The organism is Stenotrophomonas sp., assembly GCF_036662295.1.
GTDB lineage: Bacteria > Pseudomonadota > Gammaproteobacteria > Xanthomonadales > Xanthomonadaceae > Stenotrophomonas.
The window spans coordinates 31,540-57,789 of record NZ_JAVWXA010000013.1; the positions used below are offsets into that span (position 1 = coordinate 31,540).

Annotated in this window: 27 protein-coding genes; 10 read left to right on the top strand and 17 right to left on the bottom strand. The window is 69.0% G+C overall.

From position 1 onward, the window contains the following. Positions 1 to 9: 9 nt before the first annotated feature. The 8 genes from RSA25_RS04300 to RSA25_RS04335 form a co-directional block, all read right to left on the bottom strand. Positions 10 to 1,236, bottom strand: coding sequence for a site-2 protease family protein (locus RSA25_RS04300; RefSeq protein WP_332807680.1), 1,227 nt, complete (start codon positions 1,234 to 1,236; stop codon positions 10 to 12). Continuing rightward, on the bottom strand, positions 1,233 to 2,057 hold the full coding sequence (locus RSA25_RS04305; protein WP_332807681.1) for a SagB/ThcOx family dehydrogenase: 825 nt from the start codon (positions 2,055 to 2,057) through the stop codon (positions 1,233 to 1,235). The genes RSA25_RS04300 and RSA25_RS04305 overlap by 4 nt, the downstream gene beginning before the upstream one ends. Positions 2,058 to 2,121: 64 nt before the next feature. After that, entirely contained in the window at positions 2,122 to 2,961 is an 840-nt protein-coding gene (locus tag RSA25_RS04310) for a hypothetical protein (protein ID WP_332807682.1), read from the bottom strand. 8 nt (positions 2,962 to 2,969) lie between these two features. Continuing rightward, positions 2,970 to 4,334 (bottom strand): YcaO-like family protein, encoded by a 1,365-nt coding sequence (locus RSA25_RS04315; protein ID WP_332807683.1) that lies wholly within the window; start codon positions 4,332 to 4,334, stop codon positions 2,970 to 2,972. Further along, entirely contained in the window at positions 4,318 to 4,920 is a 603-nt protein-coding gene (locus RSA25_RS04320; RefSeq protein WP_332807684.1) for a hypothetical protein, read from the bottom strand. The genes RSA25_RS04315 and RSA25_RS04320 overlap by 17 nt, the downstream gene beginning before the upstream one ends. Positions 4,921 to 5,103: 183 nt before the next feature. Then, on the bottom strand, positions 5,104 to 5,298 hold the full coding sequence (locus tag RSA25_RS04325) for a hypothetical protein (protein ID WP_332807685.1): 195 nt from the start codon (positions 5,296 to 5,298) through the stop codon (positions 5,104 to 5,106). Positions 5,299 to 5,353: 55 nt separating this feature from the next. After that, entirely contained in the window at positions 5,354 to 5,560 is a 207-nt protein-coding gene (locus tag RSA25_RS04330) for a hypothetical protein (RefSeq protein WP_332807686.1), read from the bottom strand. A 754-nt stretch (positions 5,561 to 6,314) separates the two neighbouring features. Continuing rightward, positions 6,315 to 7,268, bottom strand: coding sequence for an aldo/keto reductase (locus tag RSA25_RS04335; RefSeq protein WP_332807687.1), 954 nt, complete (start codon positions 7,266 to 7,268; stop codon positions 6,315 to 6,317). Positions 7,269 to 7,442: 174 nt separating this feature from the next. On the opposite strand from RSA25_RS04335, the gene RSA25_RS04340 reads away from it, so the two are divergent. Together RSA25_RS04340 and RSA25_RS04345 are read left to right on the top strand one after the other, a co-directional pair. Beyond that, positions 7,443 to 8,297 carry a methyltransferase gene (locus tag RSA25_RS04340; RefSeq protein WP_332807688.1) on the top strand — a complete coding sequence of 285 codons (855 nt, stop codon included), beginning with the start codon at positions 7,443 to 7,445 and terminating at the stop codon, positions 8,295 to 8,297. 84 nt (positions 8,298 to 8,381) lie between these two features. Beyond that, positions 8,382 to 8,921, top strand: a complete 540-nt coding sequence (locus RSA25_RS04345; RefSeq protein WP_332807689.1) for a pseudouridine synthase — start codon at positions 8,382 to 8,384, stop codon at positions 8,919 to 8,921. A 302-nt stretch (positions 8,922 to 9,223) separates the two neighbouring features. Here the strand turns inward: RSA25_RS04345 and RSA25_RS04350 are convergent, their stop codons facing one another. Both RSA25_RS04350 and hrpB read right to left on the bottom strand, forming a co-directional pair. Next, a complete protein-coding gene (locus RSA25_RS04350) occupies positions 9,224 to 9,613 on the bottom strand; it encodes a hypothetical protein (RefSeq protein ID WP_332807690.1) in 390 nt (129 codons plus the stop codon). A 162-nt stretch (positions 9,614 to 9,775) separates the two neighbouring features. Then, a complete protein-coding gene (gene hrpB / locus RSA25_RS04355) occupies positions 9,776 to 12,280 on the bottom strand; it encodes an ATP-dependent helicase HrpB (protein WP_332807691.1) in 2,505 nt (834 codons plus the stop codon). A 111-nt stretch (positions 12,281 to 12,391) separates the two neighbouring features. Here hrpB and RSA25_RS04360 point away from each other — a divergent pair, with 111 nt between their 5' ends. After that, positions 12,392 to 13,213: a TatD family hydrolase gene (locus RSA25_RS04360; RefSeq protein WP_332807692.1), complete on the top strand. Its 822-nt coding sequence runs from the start codon at positions 12,392 to 12,394 to the stop codon at positions 13,211 to 13,213. Between the two features lie 49 nt (positions 13,214 to 13,262). On the opposite strand, the gene RSA25_RS04365 is transcribed toward RSA25_RS04360, so the two are convergent. From RSA25_RS04365 to RSA25_RS04385, 5 genes are all read right to left on the bottom strand, one after another. Continuing rightward, the gene (locus RSA25_RS04365; RefSeq protein WP_332807693.1) at positions 13,263 to 14,162 is read right to left on the bottom strand and encodes an NAD-dependent epimerase/dehydratase family protein; all 900 of its coding nucleotides are present in this window, start codon (positions 14,160 to 14,162) and stop codon (positions 13,263 to 13,265) included. A gap of 8 nt (positions 14,163 to 14,170) precedes the next feature. Further along, on the bottom strand, positions 14,171 to 15,109 hold the full coding sequence (gene panE / locus RSA25_RS04370) for a 2-dehydropantoate 2-reductase (protein WP_332807694.1): 939 nt from the start codon (positions 15,107 to 15,109) through the stop codon (positions 14,171 to 14,173). A gap of 145 nt (positions 15,110 to 15,254) precedes the next feature. Further along, complete coding sequence (locus tag RSA25_RS04375) at positions 15,255 to 16,007, bottom strand: DUF3800 domain-containing protein (RefSeq protein WP_332807695.1); 753 nt, start codon at positions 16,005 to 16,007, stop codon at positions 15,255 to 15,257. A 4-nt stretch (positions 16,008 to 16,011) separates the two neighbouring features. Continuing rightward, positions 16,012 to 16,812 carry an ABC transporter permease gene (locus tag RSA25_RS04380; protein ID WP_019185458.1) on the bottom strand — a complete coding sequence of 267 codons (801 nt, stop codon included), beginning with the start codon at positions 16,810 to 16,812 and terminating at the stop codon, positions 16,012 to 16,014. After that, positions 16,809 to 17,768, bottom strand: coding sequence for an ABC transporter ATP-binding protein (locus RSA25_RS04385; protein WP_332807696.1), 960 nt, complete (start codon positions 17,766 to 17,768; stop codon positions 16,809 to 16,811). The genes RSA25_RS04380 and RSA25_RS04385 overlap by 4 nt, the downstream gene beginning before the upstream one ends. A 104-nt stretch (positions 17,769 to 17,872) precedes the next feature. Between RSA25_RS04385 and RSA25_RS04390 the strand changes: the two genes are divergently transcribed. Then, entirely contained in the window at positions 17,873 to 18,622 is a 750-nt protein-coding gene (locus tag RSA25_RS04390; protein WP_332807697.1) for a ferredoxin--NADP reductase, read from the top strand. Positions 18,623 to 18,682: 60 nt separating this feature from the next. Here RSA25_RS04390 and RSA25_RS04395 read toward each other — a convergent pair whose 3' ends face one another. After that, on the bottom strand, positions 18,683 to 19,312 hold the full coding sequence (locus RSA25_RS04395; RefSeq protein WP_332807698.1) for a hypothetical protein: 630 nt from the start codon (positions 19,310 to 19,312) through the stop codon (positions 18,683 to 18,685). A 122-nt stretch (positions 19,313 to 19,434) separates the two neighbouring features. Here RSA25_RS04395 and RSA25_RS04400 point away from each other — a divergent pair, with 122 nt between their 5' ends. The 5 genes from RSA25_RS04400 to RSA25_RS04420 all read left to right on the top strand — a co-directional run bounded on the left by RSA25_RS04400 (position 19,435) and on the right by RSA25_RS04420 (position 24,945). After that, entirely contained in the window at positions 19,435 to 20,604 is a 1,170-nt protein-coding gene (locus RSA25_RS04400) for a GGDEF domain-containing protein (RefSeq protein ID WP_332807699.1), read from the top strand. A gap of 108 nt (positions 20,605 to 20,712) precedes the next feature. Continuing rightward, positions 20,713 to 22,224, top strand: coding sequence for an alpha/beta hydrolase (locus tag RSA25_RS04405; RefSeq protein WP_332807700.1), 1,512 nt, complete (start codon positions 20,713 to 20,715; stop codon positions 22,222 to 22,224). Beyond that, positions 22,221 to 22,967: an ATP-binding cassette domain-containing protein gene (locus tag RSA25_RS04410; RefSeq protein ID WP_332807701.1), complete on the top strand. Its 747-nt coding sequence runs from the start codon at positions 22,221 to 22,223 to the stop codon at positions 22,965 to 22,967. Before RSA25_RS04405 ends, RSA25_RS04410 begins: the two co-directional genes overlap by 4 nt. Then, positions 22,964 to 24,148 carry an ABC transporter permease gene (locus tag RSA25_RS04415; protein WP_332807702.1) on the top strand — a complete coding sequence of 395 codons (1,185 nt, stop codon included), beginning with the start codon at positions 22,964 to 22,966 and terminating at the stop codon, positions 24,146 to 24,148. Before RSA25_RS04410 ends, RSA25_RS04415 begins: the two co-directional genes overlap by 4 nt. A gap of 185 nt (positions 24,149 to 24,333) precedes the next feature. After that, entirely contained in the window at positions 24,334 to 24,945 is a 612-nt protein-coding gene (locus RSA25_RS04420) for a LysE family translocator (protein WP_332807703.1), read from the top strand. Positions 24,946 to 24,960: 15 nt separating this feature from the next. Here the strand turns inward: RSA25_RS04420 and RSA25_RS04425 are convergent, their stop codons facing one another. Further along, positions 24,961 to 25,767, bottom strand: coding sequence for a helix-turn-helix transcriptional regulator (locus tag RSA25_RS04425; RefSeq protein ID WP_332807704.1), 807 nt, complete (start codon positions 25,765 to 25,767; stop codon positions 24,961 to 24,963). A gap of 78 nt (positions 25,768 to 25,845) precedes the next feature. Between RSA25_RS04425 and RSA25_RS04430 the strand changes: the two genes are divergently transcribed. Next, a complete protein-coding gene (locus RSA25_RS04430) occupies positions 25,846 to 26,106 on the top strand; it encodes a hypothetical protein (RefSeq protein WP_332807705.1) in 261 nt (86 codons plus the stop codon). Positions 26,107 to 26,250 lie beyond the last annotated feature (144 nt).

Consider the following 26,250-nt stretch of genomic DNA (forward strand, 5'->3'; position numbering starts at 1 on the left):
TGCTCGCGCTTATAGATAGAACGACTCGGCGAAAAACGTCTGCATGATCGAATACATGGTGCGCAGGCCCTCGATGGTCACGTAGCTGACGAAGGTCAACGTCCAGGCAATGGCCACCAGCAGGTACAGCGACAATGTCAACTTCTCCTTGCGGTCGCGCTGGACCGGCGCGGTGCCGGGGGCGGCGCGTTTGAAGAAGGACTTCAGGTAACGCATGGCATCGCGCCGCAGGTTGGGCCGTTCCAGCCAGTCGGCCAGGATCCAGTAGCCATCCATGCGCAGGTAGAACGGGTTCATGCTGACCAGGAAGGACGCCAGCGGCAGCGCGCTGTAGGCCAGCAGCAGTTTGGCCGCCAGCCCATCGCGGTCGACCATCCAGTACAGGCTCATGACCAGCCCGAAGCTCATCAGGTTGACCATGGGCCCGGCGAAGGAGACGAAGGCACGCTTGGCGCGGCTGGGAATCGTGTAGGAGTCGGTGGTTTCGGTGAACACGATCGGCAGGACCCCGAACAGCAGGCCGACCCCGAAGCCCTTGGGCCGCGCACCCATCAGCCGGCACGCCAGTGCATGGCCAAGTTCATGCAGGGCCAGTTCGATGACAAACACCATCGGCACGGCCAGCAGGAAAATGTCGGTGTAGGACATGTCCATCTGCTTGAGCGGTGCGATCAGGCCGCCACCCTTGGGAATCAGGAAGAAGTTGACCAGCCCAAGCAGGCACAATGCCGCCGCCAGGCCTTTGGTCACCGGATTGAGCCACAGGCGCCGATATTCCAGGATGAGGTCCAGCAGGCGGTCGGCGTTGTGCACCTTGCTGTAGATGCCCAGTTTCTCGCGGCGCGCGCCCGCGTCGGCGGCCACCACCTCGCCGTTGCCCCAGGAATCGGCTTCGATCATGCCGTTGGCCAGGCAGGTATCGAGGAAGGCGCAGATGCGCGCAGCGGGGATGGGCTTGCCGTGCTGCGCCGACAGGTGCGCGCACAGCCCCGCGATGTCGCGCGTGCCGTCCAGGCAGGCAAGGATGTCCACGCCCAGTGCCGAGGTCATGATGTAGTTGCCCGCGCTGGCGCTCTTGACCACGAAGCGCGCCCGGCCCTCGACCGGCGCGCCAAAGGCATGCCAGCTCACGCCCTCGGCCAGCGTCGGTTCGCCGCGGGTCAGGGCGCCAGCAGCGGCCAGCGCAGGTGCCGCCACCGCCGCCGCCGGCCCGGCGTCCAGCCCGACGCTGCTCACCTGGCCTCCTGGCGTGGCGGCGTGCGCAAGCCCACCGCAAAGCCGTTCAGCAAGGCAGCGGTGTAACCGTCGGCACCGATCCACGTCTCCACCTGCTTCTGCACCAGGCTGCCGGTCACGCAGGCCGAGAGCGAGAGTGCCGAGGCCGCCAGGTACAGCCGCTGGATCATCACCCCGTTCTCGAACAGCATGTAGCGGTAGCCACGCTCGCCGTACCGGGTAATGGCGTCGTGGATCGACCCGAACTGCAGGAACAGGGCGGGCGCGGCGTGGAACTCGCGCTGGAAGCAGGCATCGTGCAGCAGTGCGTCGATGTCGGGCAGGTCGTGGTGGCCGATCCGCCGCAGCACGCGCTCGCCCTCATCCACCAGGTAGGCGCCGGGGGCAAGCCCTTCCACGTTGCGTGCCAGCAGCACCAGCCGGCAGGCGGTCACGTGGCCGTTCCACTGCGTGGTGGACTGGTGCGGCGCGGCGGCCGGGGTGTAATCCGGATCGCAGGACTCGGTGGGATAGGCCATCTCCAGCAGCTGACCCAGGCGCTGCAGGGGCAGCGGGGCAGCGGCATAGCCGCGGACGCTGCGGCGCCGATACAGCACGTCCAGCAGCCCGTCCAGCGGCGGCTCGTCAGCGTCGGCCGCGTAGCGCACCGGGGGATGGGCGAGGTCGAGCGCGAACGCCGCCGGGCCCCAGCCGCCGGCGCGGGGCAGGGCCGGATCCGCGCGCAGGTGCTGGCGCCCGTGCTCGAAGTTCTTGGTGAACTCGTGGACGACCATCCCGGCGCCGCGGCCAACGCCCTCGCGCATGAAGAAATGCTCTTTCATCCTGGGTCCCTTTCAATGAAACCTGTTCGCCAGCGCAGGCGCGCGGCGCAGGTCGTGGCGGTGCCTAACGGGCGATGGCCGCCACGAACGAGGAAAACGCCGTGCTGTGCGGTTCCGGCCGTGCGCTGCTGCACACCGCGCACCATTCCACGTAGGGAATGAAGTGCCGTTGCCGGGTCTGGGTCAATGCGTTGATGCTCACCTCCGCGCTCAGCGCCACCGGCGGCGCATGGTTGGACAGCACCCGCGACACCTCGCTGGCCGCCAGGCTCGCCGCCAGCGCATCCACCGAGGCCAGGCGGCCGTCGAACTGGAAGCCGGGATTGCGGTCCAGGAAACGGTCGCGCGCCTCCGGGACGTCCAGCCGCGCATAGTTGGCCTTCAACCGCGCCTGGTAGCAGGCATGGCAGGCGGTGGCACCGGGGATCACCGTCGGGCCCAGCTGAACTTCGTGGGCGAACAGACTGGCCTGCACGAAGGGAATGCCCAGGCGCACGGCGGCCTCGTTGAGCTCGCTCTGGATCGCCGGATGCGGTCGCGAGGAGGCAAAGCAGATCAGCTGGTGCATGCCCAGCTGCAAGGCGGCGGCGTAGATGTCATAGACCCCGGGCAGCACGTTGCAGTCACCGCGGGTGCCGGCGGGGAAGGCCTCGCGCAACGCGGCCTGGTCCTGCGCGGTAGCAGCGGCAATGGACAGGTAGCCCAGCCCAAGGGCCGCCAGCCGGCGTGCGGTCTGCCGCCCCACCTCGCCACCGGCTACCAGGTACACCTGGCTGGCGGTCAGCCGGCGCGGTGCCGTCATCGCCGAACGGTCATCGGCCTGCAGGCGCTGCGCGCGTGCGTCCAGTCGTTCCAGCATGCGCAGGTGGCCCTGGCGGCAGTCCTGCATCAGATACTCGGTCATGGATTGTCCTAGGCGAAGGGCTGCGGCCACGGGTTGAGTTCCTCGAAGGCATGCACCTTCAGGCCCATGCGCTCCGGTGCCTGGTACAGCCGCGGCGTGGCGCCGTATTTCATGTTGTAGTTGACCGTCAGCGGCATCAGCTGCGGGGCCAGCATGCGCACGCTGCGCAACCCGATCCGCTGCAACTGCGGGGTGGTGAGGTCCACGCAGACCAGCTCCAGCCCACTGCGCTGGAAGGACGCCACCACGTGGTCCATCATCGCCACGTCGGTGGCCACGCGCGGCGATTGCAGCGCCTGCAGGTCCACCGTCGGCGCGTCGCGCAGCAGGAAGTCGAAGGCATGTTCGTTGGCTGGATCGGCATAGAACACCGCGCCATCGGTGAGCCGGGTGAAGCTGCGGAAGTCATCGGCGCGGTAAAGCCTGGGCTGTCGCGCCAGCGATTCCAGCGCCAGCCGCGAGGATGACGCCTCGTCCATCACCCGGATGATCGCGTCTTCCATGTTCAGGCGGGTCGCGGCCATCACCAGGATGTGCAGGTTGCGTCCGGGCGCGCGCTGCACCAGGTAGGCGGTGGGGAAGCCGATGTCGGTGGTGGCATCGAAGAAGAACTGCTCGATGCCCGAGGCGGCGATCATCCGTGCACGCTCCACCAGCTCGGGGTTCTGGCTGCTGGAGATGTCGATCCTGCGCAGACGCATCTTCTGCAGCCACACCAGGCTGAGGGTGTCGCGCTCCACCAGTTCGAGCGTGCCGGCGACCGCCGCACGGGCGTAGGAGGCGGCCAGCCCGCTGCCGGTGGAAATGGGAATGACGAACGCTTCGCCGGGATACTTGTAAGGGGTGGCGATATAGGTGGCCGAGAACGGCACCCACAGTTCGCGTCCCGATACCAGCGAATGCCCTTTCACCCAACGCATCTTCAGTTCGTCCGAGGCGCGGATATGCGAGGAGACCGCCTTGTACTCGCTCTCTTCGCCACGGTGGAACAGCCCCAGGTCCAGTGCGTCCTCGCCCAGCTCGTTGCGTGTGGCCACGCGGACCGCGGCGGGGTCGAAGCTGATGTTGCAGTAGCGCTCCAGGGCCTCGCAGACCGCCTTGGCCCGGGCCGGCTCGCGGCGTATCGAGGAACCGGAGCCGGACATGATCAGGCCGTCATCGGCGCGCAGTTCGATATGTGGCAGCGCGTTCTGCAGGCGGCTCAGGGCCGAGGAGTACACGATGATCTGCGCCGACCCGCTGTCGGCGGGCAGCTCCATCGGCGGGTTCACCAGCCCGGTGCGGGGATCGAGCAGCTCGGCCGTCCGGGCGAATATCTGCTCGGCGGTCAGGTAGCCATTGGTGGCGGTGGGCGTATCAGCCGTGGTGTGCATACAGGGCCTCCATGGGCTGGCGTGACCAGGTGGAACAGACCGGGCACAGCGGGTCCTTGAGAACGTATTCAACGCGATCCGTGCCACCGTGGTGGATGACGGCGCCGTCGACGAGCGGGCTGCGTCGGGCAAGGATCGCGGTGAATGTGTTCTCGATGCGGTGTGCCGTGTCGCCCTCATCCAGCCCGGCGGACTGGCCCTCGTCCTGCGCAGGCGCGGCAGTGAAACACGGGGCGATGGAGGCGATGCAGGCCGGGCAGGCGGTGTGCCCGTAATGGCACCAGGGGCCGGTGCGCAGGGTGTCGGTGCCGCGTTCGACGAAAAGCGTGGGTATCTTCAGCTGCTCCAGCTGCAGGTTGATCCCGGCCGCGTCCGGAGAGCCGGCCGGCAGCAGGACGATGCAGGCCTGCGCATCACGCATGGCCGGGGTCGCCAGCGCCGCGTCGTCGATGGCCAGGGTCGAGGCCGACAGCGAGGCACCGAGACGATCGGCAACGCGATGGGCCAGGCCGTGCAGATCCGGCGCATGCAGGATGCACACGCGATCGTGCGGCTGCGCGGAGCGGAAATGAGATGCGGCAGGCATGGGCACGGTATCCAGGTCGGAGGGATGCGGGGGTATGCAGGCGGCAGGTGGAACTCACCTGGATTCCATACCGGGGTTTCACCGGTGTCTTCGGCGCGAGGTGCCGACGTCCTGGGCTGGACCAATGGATGGGTGAGCGGGTCGCAATCGAGTTATTGCTTCCCGGGATACCTCGTCAGCTGCTTACATCGTCTGTTCGAACGAGGCGCTGCACAGGCTGCTGAAGCTGCAACCGCACGATGCCGACGAAGTGCCGCCGGTGGATGCCGAGCTCAGGCAGGTGCCCGAGGACACGGTGCCGGCCACGGCGGCAGCATTCATGCGGTCGTCCAGTTCGTCGGCGAACAGGTCGATTTCGTTGTTGTTGTTGTCATTCATGGTGGTTCTCCTTGAGTTGTGCAGTGATGTGAATCGAAAGAAGCGACGTGCCGAATCAGCTGATGACCTCGACCGCGGCCGTACAGGCCGAGCCGACGCAACCGAAGCTGCAGAACGTGCCTGCAACGCAACTGAACGACGTGGAGCTGCCCAAGGTGGAACTGCAGCCCGCTGCCGCAGCGGCATTGAGCTTCTGGTCCAGTTCTTCGGCGAACAGATCAAGACCATCGTTGGCGGTCTCTTCGTGCTTGTTGCTACTCATTCAACTGCTCCTTGTGACGAATGGAACATTGATGGACGCAACGCCGGAACCCGCTACAGCAGGGCGCAGGCGTGCGATTCCAGCGCCGCCCCGAGGGGGACGACGACCGGAACGCGGGAGGCAACGAACGGCGACCGGTCCGGCTTCAACCGGTCCGCTGCGTTGCTTGAAAAAGGTGGCGCGATCGTCTCGCGCGGAAGGGTGTGGCGCCCCGGGCATGCCGCGCCGAAGGCGGGGCGGGTGGCCGGCGAGCGTGATGACGGTGCACATCGAACAGCGCGTTGTCCGTGCGGTGGACGCTTGAATTGCCGCGGCGCCTCACGTGAAATAAGTGATTCCATTCAGCAGCTCTATCCTTAAAAGAACAAGTGCTCCGTTGCCTCACTTAGATACTGTTCAGAAAATCGTGTAAACCGCCGATGTCCGTATGTGTGATATGAATCACATATGCAGAAATATTATGAGAAGCAAGTCTCAAAATAGACGTGATGCATATTCTATTTATTCGAAAGAATATGGCGTTATTGCGCGAAAATGCCGCTCAGTTAAATTTGTCAAGTTAGCGCGAAGGGTTTGTGAGTGCCCGTCCGCGGAGCAGAGAAATCGCTTGACGGATTCATAATATTGAATGCGCGGATGTCACTTGCGACAGTGTCGGCCCGTCATGCAGGCGACGCGGGAGACGCGCGTGGTCCTGGAAATGAACAAGGCCGCATGAGCGGCCTTGTGGATCTTGCTGGCGCTTGCCGAGCCGCTATTCCGCGCTGGCGGCATCCAGCTGCTCGACATCCTGTGACGAGAGCGTCACACGCGCTGCCGCCAACACATCCTGGAGCTGGTCTACACTGGTGGCGCTCACGATCGGCGCGGTGATGCCCGGGCGCGCGATCAGCCACGCCAGGGCCACCTGCGAGGCGCTGGCGCCGTGCCTGCTGGCGATGTCATCCAGCGCGGTCAGGATGCGCAGGCCGCGCGGGTTGAGGTACTTGTCCACCACGCTGCGACCGCGCGCACTGCTCTTGGCCGCGTCCTCGGCGCGGCGATACTTGCCGCTGAGGAAACCGCTGGCCAGCGAGTAGTAGCTGATCACGCCCAGGCCTTCCTCGCGCACCAGCGGTTCCAGCCCGGCCTCGTAGCCGGCGCGGTCGTAGAGGTTGTATTCCGGCTGCAGGGTTTCATAGCGCGGCAGCGCGTAGTCGGCCGACACCCGGAGCGCGTCGCGCAGGCGGCTGGCGCTGTAGTTGGATGCCCCGATCGCACGCACCTTGCCCTGTTCGATCAGCCGGCCGAAGGCGGCCAGCGTGCTTTCCAGCGGGGTGGATTCGTCGTCCTCGTGCGCCTGGTACAGGTCGATCACATCGGTCTGCAGGCGGCGCAGCGAATCCTCGACCGCCGCGGCGATGTTGTCGGCCGACAGGCCCGGGCGCTCGGCCCACTTGGCCACCTTGGTGGCCAGCACCACCTGGTCGCGCTTGCCGCTGTGCTTGAACCAGCGGCCCAGGATGGTTTCCGATTCGCCACCGGCATTGCCCGGCACCCACGCCGAATACGCATCGGCGGTATCGACCAGGTTGAAGCCGGCGTCGACGAACGCATCCAGCAGCGCGAAGGAGGTCTTCTCGTCGGCGCTCCAGCCGAATACGTTGCCACCGAATGCGATGGGGTGCACTTTGAGGCCGGAACGGCCGAGCTCGCGCGATGCAGTCATGGGCGATGTCATCCAATGGAAATCCAGAACGACAGAATAAGACGGTCCGCATGACAGCGTTGCGGCGACAGCCACAAAACAGTGTTCCGCCGTGCTGCATCGCACTAACGTTTTGTGAACACATGGCGCATCGCGACTGCTAGTCTCGCCGCATCCCGCCGATGGAATCCACCGATGAAAACCCGCTCGCTGACCACTGCCTGCCTGTTCACCCTGTCCACGCTGCTGCTGTCCGCGCCGGCCGGGGCGACCAAGCCGGCCGGCCCCAACGCGCAGATCGCGATCACCCCGGCGGTGCAGACCGCGGTGCAGGGCCAGGGCCGCGACCCGGCCAACGTCAAACGCGATGCCTGGCGCCATCCGGCGCAGACGCTGTCCTTCTTCGGCGTGGCACCGGGCAAGACCGTCATCGAAATCACGCCCGGCAGCGGCTGGTACTCGGAGATCCTGGCCCCGTTGCTGCGCGCGGACGGCAGCTACGTGGCCGCCGTGGTGGACCCGATGGCCGTTCCCGAAGGCCGCGGCCGCGATTACCAGCAGCGCAGCCGCGACGGCCTGGAGAAGAAGTTCGCCGGCAACGCCGGGCTGTATGACAAGGCCAAGGTGGTGGCCTACAACCCGACCGCGCCGAAATTCGGTGCGGACAACTCCGCCGACGTGGTGCTGACCTTCCGCAACGTGCACAACTGGCGCAGCGCCAACCAGGCCGAGGGCATGTTCCAGGGCTTCTACCGCGTGCTCAAGTCCGGCGGCGTGCTGGGGGTGGTCGAGCACCGCGCCAAGGCCGATGTGCCGGCCGAAGACAAGAGCGGCTACGTGGGCCAGAAGCAGGTGATCGCCATGGCCGAGGCGGCCGGTTTCAAGCTGGCCGGCAGCAGCGAGATCAACGCCAACCCGCGCGACACCAAGGACCACCCCAACGGCGTGTGGACCCTGCCGCCCACCAACCAGCATGACAAGGCCGACGACGCGAAGTACCAGGCCATCGGCGAGAGCGACCGCATGACCCTGCGTTTCGTGAAGCCCTGACCCCGCCGGCCGCCGGGCGGCCAACGTGCGTCACCGGATCGCGGGGGATGGGACAATGGCCCGTCCCCCGCTGTTGTTTCCGCCATGCTGATCGCCTTCAACAAACCCTTCAACGTGCTGTGCCAGTTCACCGACCGCAGCCAGCCGCCGCGCGCCACGCTGGCCGGCTTCGGGCTGCCGCCGGCGGTGTATGCGGCTGGCCGCCTGGACTACGACAGCGAAGGCCTGCTGCTGCTCACCGACGACGGCGGCCTGGCCCACCAGCTCACCGACCCGCGCCACAAGGCCGACAAGACCTACTGGGTGCAGGTGGAGGGCAGTGTCGGGGACGAGCACCTGCAGGCGCTGCGCAACGGCGTGCAGCTCAACGACGGCCCGACCTTGCCGGCCAGGGTCCAGCGCCTGGAGCCCGCGCCGGCGCTGTGGCCACGCGATCCCCCCGTGCGTTTCCGCAAGACCGTCCCCGACGCCTGGCTGGCCATTACCCTGCGCGAAGGCCGCAACCGCCAGGTACGCCGCATGACCGCCGCGGTCGGCCTGCCCACCCTGCGCCTGGTCCGCGTCTCGATGGGCGCCCACGCACTGGACGGCCTGCAGCCCGGCCAATGGCGACAGATCGACTGACAGCGCCCACGTGTGGCCGAGGTAGAGCCACCCCATGGGTGGCTGCACGAACCCGATGGTAGAGCCACCCCATGGGTGGCCGCACGAACCCAATGGTAGAGCCACCCCATGGGTGGCTGCACGAACCCAATGGTAGAGCCACCCCATGGGTGGCTGCACGCGGCGCCGGCGAAGCGCAGCCACCCATGGGGTGGCTCTACCTTGGGTTCAACACACCGTAACCCACGCGACACACCGGCCGCAAAAAAAAACCGCCGGACGGGCCGGCGGCTTCGATGCAGGTGCGTCGACCCCTCGCGGGATCAGGCGTCGCTGCCGATATCGCTGTGTTCGTCCACCACGGTGCTGGCGCGGCGGTTGCGCGCACTGATGCGCTGCGCCTGCCCGTCCACCACCTCGCCATTGGCGAGCTTCTTCTTCTGCTGCTTGCGGTACAGCGCATAGCCCAGCAGGCCCACGCCCACCGCAGCGGCGGCGATGGTCACGGCCGGGTTGCGGCGCACCACTTTCGCGGCCACCTTGCCGCCGGTCCTCACCGCGCCCAGCGCCGCGCCGGTCTTGATCCAGTCCGTCGCCTGCGGGCCGAAGTGGCGAAGGCTCCCACCGGCATGCTTGAGGCCGTCACCGGCACTGCTCGCCAAGTCCAGGGCGCGCTCGAGGGCGCGGTCGGTAATCACAGTCAGTCTGCTCATGGGGGGTCCTTTGCCTTGATTCGGGTCCAGTGTGGCGCGTGGGCCGTGTAGGGCGTGTCATCCGCCCGCCACGACCGGATCACGACTGTAGCCGCTTGCGCGCAGCGGCGCGGTGGCCGCCGACGGCGCGGTCAGCCGCCAGCCATGAAAGCGAGGCCGTCCTCACGTCCCCCGCGGCTTGGCGCGATGGGTGGCCGTGGCCGTCCACGGGTCGTCCGGCCACGGGTGCTTGGGGTAACGCCCCTTCATTTCCTTCTTGACCTCGGCATACGTGCTGGCCCAGAAGTTGCGCAGGTCCTGCGTCACCTGCAAGGGGCGCCCGCCCGGCGACAGCAGGTGCAGCGTCAGTGCCACCCGCCCATCGGCGATCCGCGGCGTGTCCGCCAGCCCGAACAGCTCCTGCAGCTTGACCGCCAATACCGGCGCCTGCGGGGTGAGGCCATCGGCTTCCAATGCGTAGTGGATCGGGCGCTCCATCCCCGAGGGCACCGCGATGCGTACCGGTGCATGGCGGTCGACGAGTTGGCGCTGTGCCCACGTCATCGACGATTTCAACGCCTCGCCCAGGCTGGCCTCGTCCAGCGCATCCAGCCGCGTCCTGCCGTTGAAGGCCGGCGTCAGCCACGTGCCCAGGTCGGCCATCAGCGCCGCGTCGGAGACGGCCGGCAACTCAAGCTCCGGCATCCACGCCCGCAGCGCCACGGTGCGTGCCTGCCATTGGCGCAGCCCCTCGGTCCACGGCAAGGCCTGCAGCCCCAGCTCGGCCACGGCCTCGGTGAGCGCCTGCGCCGCATGGGCCGGGTCCACCCGCCCGGCCGAGCGGCTGTCCAGCACGATACGGTCGAAGCGGGTCTCGCGGCGGGCCACCAGCGCGCGCTTCTCCGCGTCCCAGCGCACCACGTCTTCCTGCCGGAAGCGCTCGGGGAAGTCGCGGCGCAGGCGGTTCTCATCCACGGGCGCGGCCCGCAGCAGCAGCGCATCGCGCGCTTCGTAGCGCAGTTCCACCGCCACCAGCCACGGCTCGCCGCGCAGGTCGCTGGGGTCGAACAGGCGCGCGCTGCGTCCGTTGGCCAGCAGGTAGCGCAGCGGATCAGTGGGGTGGCGCGCGGCGATGCGATCGGGGAAGGCGTGGGCCAGCAGGTCGCCCAGCCGGTGCGCTTCCACCGACGCCGGCGCCGTGGCATCGCAGCGCAGCCGGCGCCGCCATTGCTTGCTGGCCGCGTCGATGGTGGCCAGCCCGCCACGGTTGGCGTCCGCCGGCGCACGCCCCTGGCGGAACGCGGCCAGCGCACGCCAGCGTGCCGCCAGCGCATCACCGCCCTGGCGCAGCGGGTCGCGTGCTTCCACCAGCGCGGCCAGGTCGCAGGCCAGCGCCTGTTCCTCGCCAGGGCCGGCGGCCAGCAGCATCGCCGCCAGGCGCGGATGGGTGCCCAGGGTGAGCATGCGCCGGCCCAGCGCGGTCAGGCCGCCGCCCTCGCTCAATGCGCCCAGCCGCTGCAGCAGTTCGCGCGCGGCGGCCAGTGCGCCGGCCGGCGGTGGATCGACGAAACGCAGGTCGTCGCTGCCCCAGGCGGCCAGTTCCAGCGCGAGGGCGGCCAGTTCCACCTGGGCGATCTCCGGCCGCCGTTGCGCTTCCAGGCGCTGCGACTGCGGCCACAATCGCCACGCCCAGCCCTCGGCCACGCGGCCGGCGCGCCCGGCGCGCTGGTCGGCCGAGGCCTGGGCGATGCTCACCACGTCCAGCCGCGCGAAACCGCTGTTGGGGTCGTAGCGCGGCTCGCGTGCCAGCCCCGCATCGATCACCACGCGCACGCCGGGCAGGGTCACCGAGGATTCGGCCACGTTGGTGGCCAGCACCACCCGGCGCTGGCCGTCCGGATCGGGCTGCAGCACGCGCGACTGCTGCTCCACCGGCAGCTCGCCATGCAGCGGCAACACCTGCACGCTGGCCGGCAGGGCCTGCGCCAGCGCGGCCTGGGTCCGTGCGATCTCGCGCTGGCCGGGCAGGAATACCAGCACGTCGCCAGGATGGGCAGCCAGCGCCTGTTCCACCGCGCGCCGCGCGTGCGCTTCCAGTGCTTCCTCGCGCCGTGCCGGGAAATGGCTGATCGCCACCGGATGGCTGCGGCCCTCGCTGCTCAGGCGCGGTGCCTGCAGGAACTGCGCCAGCCGCTCGCCATCGAGTGTGGCCGACATCACCACGATGCGCAGGTCCTCGCGCAGCTGCGCCTGCACATCCAGCGCCAGTGCCAGGCCCAGGTCGGCGGCGAGATGGCGCTCGTGGAACTCGTCGAACAGCAGCGCGCCCACGCCCTCCAGCATCGGGTCGTCCTGCAGCATGCGGGTCAGGATGCCCTCGGTGACCACTTCCACGCGGGTGCGCGCGGACACCTTGTTCTCGAAGCGGATCCGGTAGCCGACGGTGCCGCCGACCTCCTCGCCCAACTGGCGCGCCATGAACTGCGCGGCGCTGCGTGCGGCCACCCGGCGCGGTTCCAGCATGATGATCCTGCGGTCCTGCAGCCACGGCGCATCCAGCAACGCCAGCGGTACCTGGGTGGTCTTGCCGGCGCCGGGCGGCGCCTCCAGCACCAGGCGGGGCTGGCGCGCCAGGTGCTCGAGAATCTGCGGCAGCAGCGGGGAAATGGGGAAAATCGGCGGTGTCATGTGCCAAGGATACGGCGTCCCGGCCGCCTGCCCATCGCCTGCCGCGCCGGGCGCGGAGGGGGCCGGGCGCGGCCCGCTACAATGCGCGGGTTACCTGTCCTGCAGATCCCCATGCAACTGATCGATATCGGCGCCAACCTCACCCACGACTCCTTCGACCGCGACCGCGACGCGGTGCTGTCACGTGCCCGCGAGGCGGGGGTGGCGCAGATGGTCATCACCGGCGCCAGCCGCGAGCACTCGCCGATGGCCCTGACGCTGGCCCGCCAGCACCCCGGCGTCCTGTATGCCACCGCCGGCGTGCACCCGCACCACGCGGTGGAATATACCGACGAATGCGATGCCGAGATGCGGGCGCTGCATGCGCATGCCGAGGTCGTGGCCGTCGGCGAATGCGGGCTGGATTACTTCCGCGATTTCGCCCCGCGCCCGGCCCAGCACCGTGCCTTCGAGCGCCAGCTGCAACTGGCGGCCGACGTGCTCGCCGCCGATGGCGCGCGCAAGCCGCTGTTCCTGCACCAGCGCGACGCGCACGCCGATTTCATGGCGCAGATGAAGAACTTCGACGGCCAGCTCGGCGCGGCGGTGGTGCACTGCTTCACCGGCGAGCGCCAGGAGCTGTTCGATTACCTGGACCAGGACTGGTACATCGGCATCACCGGCTGGCTGTGCGACGAACGCCGCGGCGGCCACCTGCGCGAGCTGGTGAAGCACATCCCGGCCAACCGCCTGATGATCGAGACCGATGCGCCGTACCTGCTCCCGCGCTCGCTCAAGCCGATGCCCAAGGACCGCCGCAACGAGCCGATGTTCCTCTCGCACATCGTCGAGGAACTGGCCCGTGATCGGGGCGAAGACGTGCAGACCACGGCGGCCAATGCGACCGCGGCCACGCGTGCGTTCTTCCGGTTGCCCGCACCCGAGGCCCGGTAGGTACCGACCGGGCGTCTGTACGCCGTTGTCGCGATGATCGAGACGTGCCTCACGACCAACGGTCGTGAGCGGCCCGCCCGTCCCCTGCGGCCCAGGCGTCGGCCAGGCCCTCGCGGTAGCTCGTAAAGCGCGGCTGCCACTGCAGGGCCGCGCGCGTGCCGCGGCTGTCGATGCGTTTGTTGCTGGAATAGAAGCGCCGCAACGAGGCGGGCACGGCCGGGTCATCCCAGGCTTGGGCGGCGGGCAGCGGCAGGCCACTCAGCAAGGCCGCATGCGCCAGCACCTCCTGCGGCGGGGCCGGCGCATCGTCGGCCGGCAGATGCAGCGCATGGCCCGAAGCACGCCGCATCGCCGCCAGCACGGCGCTGGCCAGGTCCTCCACGTGCAGCCGGTTGAACACCAGCCCGGGCCGCACCACGTGCCGGGCCTTGCCCTGCGCCAGCTGCACCAGCGCATTGCGCCCGCGCCCGTACAGGGCGGGCAGGCGCAACACCGCCGAGGCGATGCCGCGTGCCTGTGCAAACGCGCGCCATTGCCGTTCGGCGCGTAGCCGCCGCCGGGCGGTGTCGTCACCCGCATCGGCGCTGGAGTGCTCGTCCACCCAGCCCCCGTCACGGTCGGCATAGACCGCTGTCGAGGACAGGTAGCCCACCCAGCGCAGCGCAGGGCTGTCGTGCAGTGCATCGGCGAGCAGGCGCATGGCCGGGTCGCCTGCCTCTTCCGGCGGCACGCTGCATACGATCGCGTCCGCGCGCCGGATCGCCGCGCGCAGCCCGTCATCGACCGGCACGCCCTCGGCCAGCCGATACCGCGTCAGCCCGTCATCGGGGGCCGTGCCGGGGTCACGCACGGTGCCGCTGCACGCGATGCCCTCGGCCTGCAGCAAGGCGGCCAGGTGCCGCCCGCTGTAGCCCATGCCCAGCACCAGCACATGCGCCGGCGCGGCCATCACCCTGCTCAGGCGCCGCGCTGCCGCTGGTAGGCCTGCAGGTGCGCGTAGGCCACCGCCAGCAGCGGGGCGGCCTGGCCGGCGGCGCGCGCGCGCGTCAGCATGTCGCCCACGATCTGCCCGGCCTCCACCTGCTGGCCGGCTTCCAGGTCGCGCAGCATCGAGGCCTTCAACGCCGAGCCGGGCTGGGTGGTGGCGGTCAGCGCGATCCCGCGCGCCTTCTCCGGGATCGGCTCGCCCGCCACCTCGGCCACGGCCACGCACTCGGCATACAGCGCGCGCACGATGGCCGCGCCGTCATCGGTGGCCACGATGGTGCCCACGTCGGCGCGCATCAGGCAGGTCGCGGCCGCCAGCGCGGTCAGGAAGGTGTATTTGACCCACTGCTCCTGGCCAATGGCATCGCTGGCCACGTGGTCCACGTTCGCCTGCACGCAGGCCGCCGCCAGCGCCAGCACGCGCGCGCTGCTGCCGGTGCCATCGCGCTCGCCGAAGGTCAGCTTGGCGGCAGGGGCCAGGTGCAGCACCGCGCCATCGTCGGCCTTGGTGGCGCTGATGAAGCACAGCCCGCCCAGCACCGCATCCCGGCCGAAGCGCGCATCCAGCGCGGCGTAGTGCGCCAACCCGTTGAGGATCGGCAGCACGGTGGTGCGCGGCCCCATGGCCGGCGCGATGGCCTCGATCGCGCTGTCCAGGTCGTAGGCCTTGCAGCTCAGGATGACCAGGTCGAACGGCTGCGCGGCGGCCAGTGCCGGCAGGCCCTCGGCGGTGACGTGCTGGACCGGGAAGACCGCATCGCCGAGCGGGCTGCGGATCACCAGCCCTTCGCCCGCCAGCTGGGCCGCCCGCGCCGGGCGCACCAGGAAGGTGACATCCACCCCGGCCTGGGCCAGGCGACCGCCAAAGTAACCGCCGGTCCCACCGGCGCCGAGGATCAGGATGCGCATTGCTCTCACACTCCAATGTCAGGGATAACTGAATGCATTCAAGCCTGCCAAGGCAGGTGCCCGGCCGCTTTGCTATGATGAGGGCAGGATCGGGGATTCCCGGTCGGCATTGGGCCTCGGCGGATTCGCCGGGGCCTTTTGTTTTTCAGGGGAAGCACTTGAGGCCGTATCCACGGTAGCGCCCGGTCGTGTCACGGTCGAGCTTGCCTTCGATCACATCCCATGCCCGGTTGGGCTGGTCGGGACGCAGCTGTTTCAGGCCAATGGGACGGGCCACGAGATCCGCAAGCTGCAAGCCGATCGAATTGCTTTTCTTGTCGGTCAATACAGGTTCGAATGGCAGGTGGATGTTGGCGAAATTGTCGCCGCCGCAGATGCGCCGGAAGGCAAGTTCCAGGTCGGCATCTTCGTTGCGTCCCCGCGATTCGCACAGGACGTGGGTCAGCAGCGGTCCTTCATCATCATCGCTTTGGCCGAGCCGGCGCAGCGAATAGAAAATGCGTTCCAGGCAGAAGCGCAACGACAGTTCGTAGGGGCTTTCGTTTCGTCGAGGGTGCTCGACAAGCTGACGCTTGTCGATGACAGCGGAGAACACCGTCATCGGTGTTCTTTCCAGCACATCGGTCAATGCCTGGAGGAAGGCGTGCTTCCTTGGTCGGTTGCGAAGGATCGCAAACGGGCCCATATCCTTGCGGATCTCGCGCTCGTGCAGGATGACCGCATCGTGCCCGAACGTTGAGAATTTCAACTGCTGCGTCGCCGGGACCACCGTGGCCATGTAGTCCCGTTTGCTGATCAGGCAGCAGGACAGCACGAACAACGGATACCCGTCGTCGATGCTGTCCATGCCGTGGTCGCCACTCTCATCGACAAACACGATGTAGTCGCTGAACCGCATCAGATCAGCTCCGCATCCCCACACCACGCTTCAACAACCACAGCGCCAGCGCGGTCAGCGCCACCACGAAGCCGATCATCAGCGCATAGGCCACCCACAGCGGCACGTCGCTGGTGCCCAGCAGGCCGTAGCGGAAGGCGTTGACCATGTAGAAGATCGGGTTGGCGTGGGTGGCGGCCTCGGCCCAGGTGGGCAGCAGCTTCACCGAGTAGAACACGCCGCCCAGGTAGGTCAGCGGGGTCAGGATGAAGGTCGGCACGATCGCCACGTCATCGAACTTCTTGGCGTACACCGCGTTGATGAAGCCAGCCAGCGAGAAGATGGTCGCGCCCAGCAGCACCGTGGTCAGCGTCACCAGCGGGTGCGGGATGCGCACCGGGGTGAAGAACATGGCGATGATCAGCACGATCACGCCCACCATCAGGCCGCGCAGCACCGCGCCGGACACATAACCCCACAGGATCACCCAGTTGGGCATCGGGCTGACCAGCAGCTCTTCCACGTGGCGGCCGAACTTGGCGCCGAAGAAGGAGGAGCTGATGTTGCCGTAGCTGTTCTGGATCACGCTCATCATCACCAGGCCCGGCACGATGAACTGCATGTAGCTGTAGCCGCCCATCTCGCCCACGCGCGAGCCGATCAGGCCGCCGAAGATCAGGAAGTACAGGGTCATGGTGATCGCCGGCGGCACCAGGGTCTGGCCCCAGATGCGCAGGATGCGCGCCACTTCGCGGCGCACGATGGTCATCAGGGCGATGCGGTTGCGCTGGCCGTCGGTCAGGACCGGGGTGGGGGTGCTGCTCATGCCGCGTTCTCCTGGTTGCCGGTGAGGCGCACGAACAGCTCCTCCAGGCGGTTGCTCTTGGTGCGCATCGAGCGCACCCGGATGCCGGCCGCGTTCAAGGCCTCGAACACCCGGTTGAGGTCCATCGCGCGCGGCATGTCCACGTCCAGCGTGTGGCCGTCGGTGGCGATCAGCGTGGCGCCTTCGATCACCGGCAGCTGGGCGGGCAGGGTGCCGTCGATGTCGAACAGGAAGCCCTCCACGTCCAGCTTGGCCAGCAGCTCGCGCATCGGGCCCTGGGTGACGATCTGGCCGTGGTTGATGATGGCCAGGTTGCGGCACAGGTGCTCGGCTTCTTCCAGGTAGTGGGTGGTCAGAATGATGGTGGTGCCGGCGGCGTTGATCTCCTTGAGCACCCGCCACATGTCACGGCGGATCTCGATGTCCACCCCGGCAGTGGGCTCGTCCAGGATCAGCAGGCGCGGGCGGGTCATCATCGCCCGGGCGATCATCAGCCGGCGCTTCATGCCGCCGGACAGGGTGCGGCTCATCACCTGCGCCTTGTCCCACAGGTGGGCGCGCTTGAGTTCCACTTCGGCCATCTGCTCGGCCTCGGCCCGGGCCACGCCGTAGAAGCCGGCGTAGTTGACCAGGATGTCGAAGGGCTTCTCGAACAGGTTGAAGTTGATCTCCTGGGGCACCAGGCCGATCAGGCGCATGGTGGCGCTGCGGTGGCGGACCAGGTCGCTGCCGAACACCTCCACCTGGCCTTCGCTGAGGTTCACCAGCGAGCTGATGATGCCGATCAGGGTGGACTTGCCGGCGCCGTTGGGGCCCAGCAGGGCGAAGAAGTCGCCCGGGGCCACGTCCAGCGAGACCCCCTTCAGGGCCTGGGTGCCGTTGTCATAGGTCTTGCGCAGGTCGCGCACGCGCAGGGCGGGGGCGGCGCTGGGCGCGGGGGTAGTCTGGGAAGCCAAGCTCTTGCCTTCGCGCCCATGGGCTGGCGCTGGATAGGGGCGGGGAGCGGCTATTATAGAAGACCCCGAGGGCCTGCCCCGGCTACACACTGTTTCCCAAAATCGTGCCTGTTCAATTCCCCCTCAAGCTGGTTGACCGGCGCATGCTGGCCCCCACCGTCGGCCACTACCAGTTCCTGCGTGATGACGGCCAGCCGCTGGATTTCCAGCCCGGCCAGTTCATCCAGGTCCATTTCGAGTACGCCGACGGCACCGCCACCAAGCGCAGCTACTCGCTGGCCACCGTTCACGATCACGCCCTGGGGCCGGGCGAGGCGGTGGATATCGCGGTCAGTTTCGTCCCCGGCGGTGCCGCCACGGCCCTGTTCGAGGGCCTGGACATCGGCGGCCACGTCACCGCCAGCGGCCCGTTCGGCCGGTTCTGCCTGATGCCGGGCGACCACAACGCCCGCTACCTGCTGATCGCCACCGGCACCGGGGTCACCCCGTACCGCTCGATGCTGCCGCTGCTGGCCACCGCGATGGCCGGGCGTGGGGTGGAGGTGGTGCTGCTGCAGGGCGCCCGCACCCCGGGCGAGCTGCTGTACAGCGACGACTTCTACGCCTTCGCCGATGCCCATCCGGGCTTCCGCTACGTGCCGTGCCTGTCGCGCGAGCTGCCCGACAACCCGCACCCGGACGTGCGCCACGGTTACGTGCAGCAGCACCTGGCCGAATTCGCCCCGGATCCGGCCACCGACATCGCCTACCTGTGCGGCAACCCGGACATGGTGGATGCCACCTTCGAGGTGTTGAAGGCCGCCGGCCTGCCCACGCCGCAGGTGCGGCGCGAGAAGTACGTCAGCAGCAAGTAAGGGGCTGCCGCGGGGCCGGCCAGGGCCGCCCCGCCAACACGCCGCCGCGCGTCACGCCCCTCAGCCGTCAAACCCGCGCAGATCCTGCGGGCCATGGGCATAGTCGCCTTCCCAGGCGGCGGCCGCGGCCAGCGCATCGGCGTCCAGCGCCGCCAGGCGCTGGCGCACATCCTCGGCACGTTCGGCCAGCCATTGCGGGAAGCTGCCCACTTCCTCCACCACCAGGCCGCCTTCCAGCAGCCACACCGTCGGCTCAGGCGCGTCCTCCGCGGCCGGATCGACGCCAAACGCCCAGCCGTCGCCATCGGCGAAGTTCCAGCCGGCGAACATCACGTGCGGCCAGGCGTACGTGCCGGCACGGCGCGCCGCGCGCACCTCGGCAAAGTCGCGCTCGTCATCGGCGATCAGCGTGCTGACCTGGCGGGCGGCCTGCGGTGGCAGGAAGGCGAAGGCGTAGTTGAGCTCGGCAGGGGCGGCCAGCAGCGGGTAGCCGTGTTCGGCCACGAAGGCGCGATAGGCCGGCGGCAGCAGCGCCTCGAACTGCTCGGCCGAGGGCGCGTCGTCGGGCATGGCGCCATCGTGACGCCAGCTTTCATCGGCGTCCGACTGGCAGAGCTGGTCGGCCAGGCCGTGGGCGCCGAGGGACTGCACCAGCGCGGTCCACGGCGAGGAGGGTGGGGTGGGGGTCATGACGAATCCTTTCGAGCATCGGGAAAGCGGCCGAGTGTAAACCGCATGCCCGCGCCCCGGTGCGGGCGCCGCCATGGCCACGCACAGTAAACTGCGGGCGCCATTCCGGCACCCGAGGCGACATGTCACTGGATTTCCCCACCGTCGCCGTGCTCGGCTACCTGCTCTGCCTGGGCATCGCCGTGGGTTTTTCGCTGCTGCTGCTGGTCCTGCGCGGGCAACCGGCGCTGCGGCTGTGGACGGCGAGCCTGTGGCTGCTGGCGCTCAGCCTCACCTCGGTGGCCCTGCGCGCGCACCTGCCGACCGTGCCCACGGTGATCTTCGGCAATGCGGTGCTGGCGCTGTCGGCGGTGCTGATGCTCTACGGCGTGGCGCGGCACCTGCAGGTGCGCCTGCCCGCGTGGCAGCCGCTGCTGCTGGCCGGCGCGTACGTGGCCGGCATCATCGTGTTCGTGGTGCCGTTCCCGGACCTGGCGATCCGCCTGAAGGTGGCCAGCCTGTTCGCGGTGCTGATCAACGCCTGGATGGCCTGGCTGCTGCTGCGCCATGCGCCGCCCCTGCAGCGCACCAGCTGCCGCCTGGCCGCCACCGTGTTCGCCGCCGAAGCGGGGGTGTACGTGGTGCGGCTGTGGCTGCCGGTCGCGGCCGACGCCGGGCAGGACATCTTCCGCGCCGGCGCGCCGATGTTCATCACCTACCTGGCGGGAATCTTCCTGGAGCTGGCGCGCTGCTTTGCGCTGGTGCTGCTGCTGGTGGAGCGGATGCTGGTGGACCTGCGCCGCGCCGCGCGCACCGATGGCCTGACTGGCCTGCTCAACCGCAGTGCGGTGCTGGCCGACGGCCGCGCCTGCCTGCTGCAGAGCCAGCGGGCGCGGCAGCCGATGGCGCTGCTGCTGCTGGACGTGGATCACTTCAAGCAGGTCAACGACCGTTGGGGGCACCCGTGCGGCGACCGGGTGCTGCAGCACTTCGCCGGCGTGCTGGCGCAGAGCCTGGAGACGCGCACGCACCTGCTGGGCCGCTACGGCGGCGAGGAGTTCGTGGTGCTGCTGCCCGGGGCCGACCACGCGCAGGCCCGCCAGCAGGCCGCCTACATCCGCGCCCAGCTGCAGACCCGGCCGGCCGTGGTCGAGCAGCAGCCGGTGCATGTCACCACCAGCATCGGGCTGGTGGTCAGCCACGGTGCGCACGACCTGGCCACCCTGTTGGCCGCCGCCGACAGCGCCCTGTACCAGGCCAAGGCCGAGGGCCGCGACCGCACGGTCTGCGCCGGCCCCCTGTTGCCGGCCTGAGTCCGGCGCGGCGCGCACGTGGCGAGGCCGGCCCAGGCCATCGGTCACATCCAGCGCGCCCCGCCGTCATGGCATGCTGGACCCCTTCAATCCAGGATGCGATCGAACATGCGAGTTTCCTGCCGTCCCCTGGCGACCGGTGCAGCCTTGCTGCTGCTGGCCGCCTGCCAGGCCACCCCGGACGCCACGCCGGAAGCGGCGCAACGCCAGTACGGAACACTGACGTTCAAGCCGTGCACGCTGACCAGCACCCAGGCCAGCGACAACGTGGAAGCCCAGTGCACCACCCTGCAGGTGGCCGAAAACCCGGCCGCGCCGAACGGGCGCAAGATCGGCTTGAACATCGCCTGGCTGGAAACCAGCAACGAAGGCGATGGCAAGGGCGACCCGGTGTTCTTCCTGGCCGGCGGCCCGGGCCAGGCCGCCACCGAAGTGGCGGCGGTGATCAACCTGGCGCTGCGCGAAGTGCGCAAGCAGCGCGACATCATCCTGGTGGACCAGCGCGGCACCGGCAAATCCAACCCGCTCACCTGCCTGGATGCCAGCGGCAAGGAGATGACGCTGGACGAAACGGCCACGCCGTCCACCCAGCTCATCGCCGATTTCGCCGCGCAGTGCGTCAAATCGCTGGGCGACCGCGCCGACACGCGCTTCTACACCACCACCGAGGCCATCGCCGATATCGATACCGTGCGCGCGGCCCTGGGCGTGGACAAGATCAACCTGATCGGCGGCTCCTACGGCACCCGCGTGGCCCAGCAGTACGCCGCGCGCTATCCGCAGCACACCCGCGCGGTGGTCATCGACGGCGTGGTGCCCAACGACGTGGTGGTGGGCGGTGATTTCGCCGACACCTTCGAGGCGGCCATCGACCTGCAGGCCGCCCAGTGCAGCAAGGACCCGGTCTGCGCCAAGCGCTTCCCGGTCGATACGCGCACCCAGCTGAAGAACGTGATGGGCGCGCTGGCCACGGCCCCGGTCGAGGTGGAATACCGCGACCCCGGCACCGCCGAGACCAAGCGCGATACCCTCACCGCCGACTCGGTCACCGGGCTGGCCTTCATGTTCTCCTACATGCCCGAGCTGTCCTCCCTGCTGCCGGTGGTGCTGGACGAAGCCGCCCACGGCCGTTACGCGCCGCTGATGTCGCTGAGCAGAATGGCCGGGCGCTCGCTGGGCGTGCAGATGAACCGCGGCATGCAGTGGTCGGTGATCTGCGCCGAGGACGCCGACCGCTACCAGGAGCCGGCCGCCAGCGATCGCCTGTTGGGGCCGGAGGTGGCGCGCATGTTCTTCGCCGCCTGCCCGGGCTGGAACGTGGGCACGCGCCCGAAGGATTTCACGGTGCCGTTCAAGAGCGATGGGCCGGTGCTGCTGCTGTCGGGCCAGTTCGATCCGGTCACCCCGCCGCGCTATGCCGAACAGGTGCTCAAGACCCTGCCCAACGGCCGCCACCTGGTCGCCAAGGGCCAGGGCCACGGCACCCTCAACGCCGGCTGCATGCCGCGTCTGCTGGGCCAGTTCATGGACAAGGCAGATGCCAGATCGCTCGACGCCACCTGCCTGGACTCGCTGAGCCCGGTGCCGGCCTTCACTTCGTTCAACGGATGGGCACCATGATCGTCGCCGAGAACCTGCATAAAGCCTTCAAGACCAAGACCGGCCTGATCAAGGCGGTGGAGAACGTCGGTTTCCAGGCCGAGGACGGCCAGATCACCGGCCTGCTCGGCCCCAACGGCGCCGGCAAGACCACCACCATGCGCATGCTGTACACGCTGATGACGCCCGACCAGGGCCATGTGCGCGTGGACGGTATCGACGCGGCCACCGACGCGGTGGCGGTGCGCCGCCGGCTGGGCGTGCTGCCCGATGCGCGTGGCGTCTACAAGCGCCTGACCGCGCGCGAGAACATCGCCTACTTCGGCCAGCTGCACGGCATGAGCGGGGCGCAGATCCGCGCGCGCACCCAGGTGCTGTCCAAGGCGCTGGACATGGAGGACATCCTGGACCGGCAGACCGATGGTTTCTCGCAGGGCCAGCGCACCAAGACCGCCATCGCGCGCGCGCTGGTGCACGACCCGCGCAACGTGATCCTCGATGAGCCCACCAATGGCCTGGACGTGATGACCACCCGCGCGCTGCGTGGCTTCCTGCGCGGCCTGCGCGACGAGGGCCGCTGCGTGATCTTCTCCAGCCACATCATGCAGGAGGTGGCCGCGCTCTGCGATCGCATCGTGATCATCGCCCATGGCACGGTGATGGCCGCCGGCAGCGCCGACGAGCTGCGCGCGCAGACCGGGGAAGACAATCTCGAAGATGCCTTCGTCAAGGTGATCGGTTCGGAAGAAGGATTGCACGCATGAGTTCGTTTGCCACGCTGTTGACCGTGATGCGCAAGGAACTGCGCGATCTTTCCCGCGACCGCCGCACCCTCGCGCTGACCCTGCTGCTGGGCCCACTGCTGTACCCGATCCTGATCCTGGGCATGGGCAAGCTGGCCGAGAGCCGCGTCAAGACCCAGATCGACAAGCCGTTGGACATCGCCACCATCGGCCGCGAGAACGCGCCCAACCTGGTGCGCTTCCTGGCCGCGCAGGGGCTCAACGCGGTGGAGGCGCCCAAGGACCTGACCGCTGCCATCCGCGACCAGCAGATCGACGTCGCGCTGCGGATCAGCCCGGACTTCGGCAAGGACTGGGCCGAGGGCCGCCCGGCGCTGGTGGAGATCGTGCAGGACAGCACGCGTCGCGCCGCCGACATCCCCACGCTGCGCCTGAAGACCGCGCTGAGCGCCTACAACCAGCAGGTGGGAGCGCTGCGCCTGCTGGCCCGGGGCGTGGACCCGCAGGTGGCGCGTCCGCTGGATGCGGCCACCCAGGACCTGGCCACCGCCGAGGCCAAGCGCGGCCAGGTGCTGTCCTTCCTGCTGCCGGTGCTGCTGACCATCACCTCGTTCCTGGGCGGCGCCTACTTGGTGATGGACACCACCGCCGGCGAACGCGAGCGCCAGTCGCTGGAGCCGCTGCTGGCCACCCCGGCCCCGCGCAGTGCCATCGTCAGCGGCAAGATCGTGGCCGCCTGCGTGGTCGGCATGGCTTCGCTGCTGCTCACGTTGCTGGCCTTCAAACTCAGCGCGCAGCTTTCCAGCAGCGGGGCAGGGCGACAGCTCAACATGGGCTTCCTGCCGATGGCGCAGATGCTGCTGATCATGCTGCCGATGCTGTTCATCGGCACCTCGCTGCTGACCTTCCTGTCGGCGGCGGCCAAGAGCATGAAGGAAGCCCAGAGCCACATGACCTGGCTGATGCTGCTGCCGATGCTGCCCGGCTACGCGCTGATGGTGTATCCGCTGAAGAGCGAGCTGTGGCAGTTCGCGGTGCCGTTCCTGGCGCAGAACCAGATGCTGCTCAAGATCATCCGCCACGAGGCGATCAGCGCGCAGATGTGGGCGGTGTACCTGGCCGCCGGCTTCGGCCTGGCCGCGGTGCTGTGGTACGCGGCGGTGCGCCGCTATCACCAGGAACGGTTGGCCATTTCGGGTTGACCGGTCGGCGCGACGGCAGGCCGCCGTCGCGCCATCGCCGCCGCACGCCATCGTCAAAGCGACATGGCATGGCGTGATCGGCGTGATTGCACGGCCATGCCGGCCACGGTGTGCCATCGCCTGCCGCGCGCGGCTAGGATGGAACGCGGACACGCGCGGGCAGGGCAGGCAAGATGCAGTGGGATATGAACCTGATGGCGCTGTACGTGGCCAGCGTGGTGGTGATGATCGCGCTGCCCGGGCCGGTCACGGTGTTCGTGGCCGGTACGGCGCTGGCCGGCGGCACGCGTCAGGCGTTGCGCGTGATCGTGGGCACCAATGCCGCGTCGCTGGTGCTGATCGTGCTGTCCACGCTGGTGGTGCGGGGGCTGCTGTCGGTCAACGAGACCGCCTTTTCCGTGATCAAGGCGGCCGGCGCGCTGTACATCGGCTACCTGGGCCTGCAACTGCTGCGCGATGCGCGGCACCCGGCGGCGATGGCCGTGCCGACGCCGCCTGCCGGCGGGATCGGCAAGGGCTTTGCGATGGCCATCGCCAATCCGAAGGACATCCTGTTCTTCGCCTCGTTCTTCCCGCAGTTCCTGGCCATCACGCCCCACCCCGATACCAGCCTGGTGGTGCTCACCCTGGCCTGGATCGTGCTCGACTTCAGCGTGCTGCTCGCGGTGTGCGTGCTGGTGCGGCGCCTGCTGCGCCCGCGCGTGCACCGCGTGTTGCTGGGGCTGTCCGGGGCGTTCCTGGTGGTGGTGGCGGTGATCGGGGTGGCGATGGCCGGCCAGGCCCTGCTGGGGCGTTGAGCGCGTGCCGGCCGGTTATGGGCGGGCGGCCTGCACATACCGCGCCGGCGTGGTGCCCAGCTCCCGCTTGAACACCGCGATGAACGCACTGGGTGTGTCGTAGCCCAGGCTCAATGCCGTGCCGGTCACCGACTCGCCGGCCAGCAGGCGCGGCAATGCGTGCAGCACCCGCAGCCGTTGCCGCCACTGGGCCAGCCCCATGCCCGTTTCGGCCTGCCATCGGCGCGCCAGCGTGCGGCTGGACAGGCCCGCGCGCGCTGCCCAGTCGGCCACCTCGCGGGTGTCGTGCGGCTGTTCGGCCAGGGCGCGCGCCACCCGCTGCAGGCGGCGGTCCAGCGGTTGCGGCAGCGCCAACGGCAACGCCGGGCAGCCGGCGATCTCGTCCACGATCACCGCGGCCAGCCGTTGCTGCGCCGCCCCCAGCGCACCGGCCGGCCAGGCGCGGGCGCGCGCGATGGCGGCCGCCAGCAGCGGGCCCGGCGCAAGGATCCGCGGCTGGCTGGGCAGCGCCGCGCACGCCGCCGCGCTGAAGTACAGGCTCCACCCGTCGAACTGCTGGCGGGCCAGCAGCGCATGCGGCAGGTGCGGGGGAATCCAGCCCAGGTGGCCTGCCGGCAGCAGCCAATGCGCGGTGCCGACCTCGATCTGCAGCAGGCCGTGCCGCGCCCCGACAAGCTGGCCGCGCGCGTGGTGGTGGCGGGCGGTGCGTCGCCCGCCCGCGCCGGCCAGGGCCGGCCCGGTGCTGGCCGCGAACAGCATCGGTCCCTCGCCGGCCTCAGCCAGCTGTGGGTCGATCAACGGGGTCGGTGTCTGATCTGCCATATCCATTGGCCGTTATACGACAGATCGGCCGCCGTGGCCGCCGCACACTGTGGCCCTACCCGATACGGAGCTACCGCGATGCTGCCTGAAGACGTGCTTGCCGATGACCAGAACCACGCCGAGTGCAACGGTGTCCGGGTGCGCAAGGGCAGCGTGGGCGCCTTCCTGGCCAACGCCAGGGTCCTGCAGGACCCCAACGCCAGCGCGGCAGACCGGGCCAGTGCCGAGCACGACGTGCGGGCGTTGCTGCCCAGCCTGCGGGCGCTGGGCCTGTTCGAGGTACTGGCGCCGCGCGATCCGTGCCTGCAGCGCCTGATCGGGCAGGACGGCGAGGGATGAAAAAGGTTCTTCGCCCATTTGCGGGGTTCCGTCGTCGGGGCGTATGAAGCCTTGCGAGTGCCGGCTCTGTCTCGCGGGGTGGGGGTGTGGGGGGGGGGGGGGGCGGCCGGCACTGCCCCCGAGGCGCCCGCCCCCGCGCCGGGG

Coding starts and splice junctions, on each gene's coding strand:
- RSA25_RS04305 (WP_332807681.1), bottom strand. CDS start 2,057: ATGAAAGAGCATTTCTTCATGCGCGAGGGCGTTGGCCGCGGCGCCGGG.
- RSA25_RS04310 (WP_332807682.1), bottom strand. CDS start 2,961: ATGACCGAGTATCTGATGCAGGACTGCCGCCAGGGCCACCTGCGCATG.
- RSA25_RS04315 (WP_332807683.1), bottom strand. CDS start 4,334: ATGCACACCACGGCTGATACGCCCACCGCCACCAATGGCTACCTGACC.
- RSA25_RS04320 (WP_332807684.1), bottom strand. CDS start 4,920: ATGCCTGCCGCATCTCATTTCCGCTCCGCGCAGCCGCACGATCGCGTG.
- RSA25_RS04325 (WP_332807685.1), bottom strand. CDS start 5,298: ATGAATGACAACAACAACAACGAAATCGACCTGTTCGCCGACGAACTG.
- RSA25_RS04330 (WP_332807686.1), bottom strand. CDS start 5,560: ATGAGTAGCAACAAGCACGAAGAGACCGCCAACGATGGTCTTGATCTG.
- RSA25_RS04335 (WP_332807687.1), bottom strand. CDS start 7,268: ATGACTGCATCGCGCGAGCTCGGCCGTTCCGGCCTCAAAGTGCACCCC.
- RSA25_RS04340 (WP_332807688.1), top strand. CDS start 7,443: ATGAAAACCCGCTCGCTGACCACTGCCTGCCTGTTCACCCTGTCCACG.
- RSA25_RS04345 (WP_332807689.1), top strand. CDS start 8,382: ATGCTGATCGCCTTCAACAAACCCTTCAACGTGCTGTGCCAGTTCACC.
- RSA25_RS04350 (WP_332807690.1), bottom strand. CDS start 9,613: ATGAGCAGACTGACTGTGATTACCGACCGCGCCCTCGAGCGCGCCCTG.
- hrpB (WP_332807691.1), bottom strand. CDS start 12,280: ATGACACCGCCGATTTTCCCCATTTCCCCGCTGCTGCCGCAGATTCTC.
- RSA25_RS04360 (WP_332807692.1), top strand. CDS start 12,392: ATGCAACTGATCGATATCGGCGCCAACCTCACCCACGACTCCTTCGAC.
- RSA25_RS04365 (WP_332807693.1), bottom strand. CDS start 14,162: ATGGCCGCGCCGGCGCATGTGCTGGTGCTGGGCATGGGCTACAGCGGG.
- panE (WP_332807694.1), bottom strand. CDS start 15,109: ATGCGCATCCTGATCCTCGGCGCCGGTGGGACCGGCGGTTACTTTGGC.
- RSA25_RS04375 (WP_332807695.1), bottom strand. CDS start 16,007: ATGCGGTTCAGCGACTACATCGTGTTTGTCGATGAGAGTGGCGACCAC.
- RSA25_RS04380 (WP_019185458.1), bottom strand. CDS start 16,812: ATGAGCAGCACCCCCACCCCGGTCCTGACCGACGGCCAGCGCAACCGC.
- RSA25_RS04395 (WP_332807698.1), bottom strand. CDS start 19,312: ATGACCCCCACCCCACCCTCCTCGCCGTGGACCGCGCTGGTGCAGTCC.
- RSA25_RS04400 (WP_332807699.1), top strand. CDS start 19,435: ATGTCACTGGATTTCCCCACCGTCGCCGTGCTCGGCTACCTGCTCTGC.
- RSA25_RS04405 (WP_332807700.1), top strand. CDS start 20,713: ATGCGAGTTTCCTGCCGTCCCCTGGCGACCGGTGCAGCCTTGCTGCTG.
- RSA25_RS04410 (WP_332807701.1), top strand. CDS start 22,221: ATGATCGTCGCCGAGAACCTGCATAAAGCCTTCAAGACCAAGACCGGC.
- RSA25_RS04415 (WP_332807702.1), top strand. CDS start 22,964: ATGAGTTCGTTTGCCACGCTGTTGACCGTGATGCGCAAGGAACTGCGC.
- RSA25_RS04420 (WP_332807703.1), top strand. CDS start 24,334: ATGAACCTGATGGCGCTGTACGTGGCCAGCGTGGTGGTGATGATCGCG.
- RSA25_RS04425 (WP_332807704.1), bottom strand. CDS start 25,767: ATGGCAGATCAGACACCGACCCCGTTGATCGACCCACAGCTGGCTGAG.
- RSA25_RS04430 (WP_332807705.1), top strand. CDS start 25,846: ATGCTGCCTGAAGACGTGCTTGCCGATGACCAGAACCACGCCGAGTGC.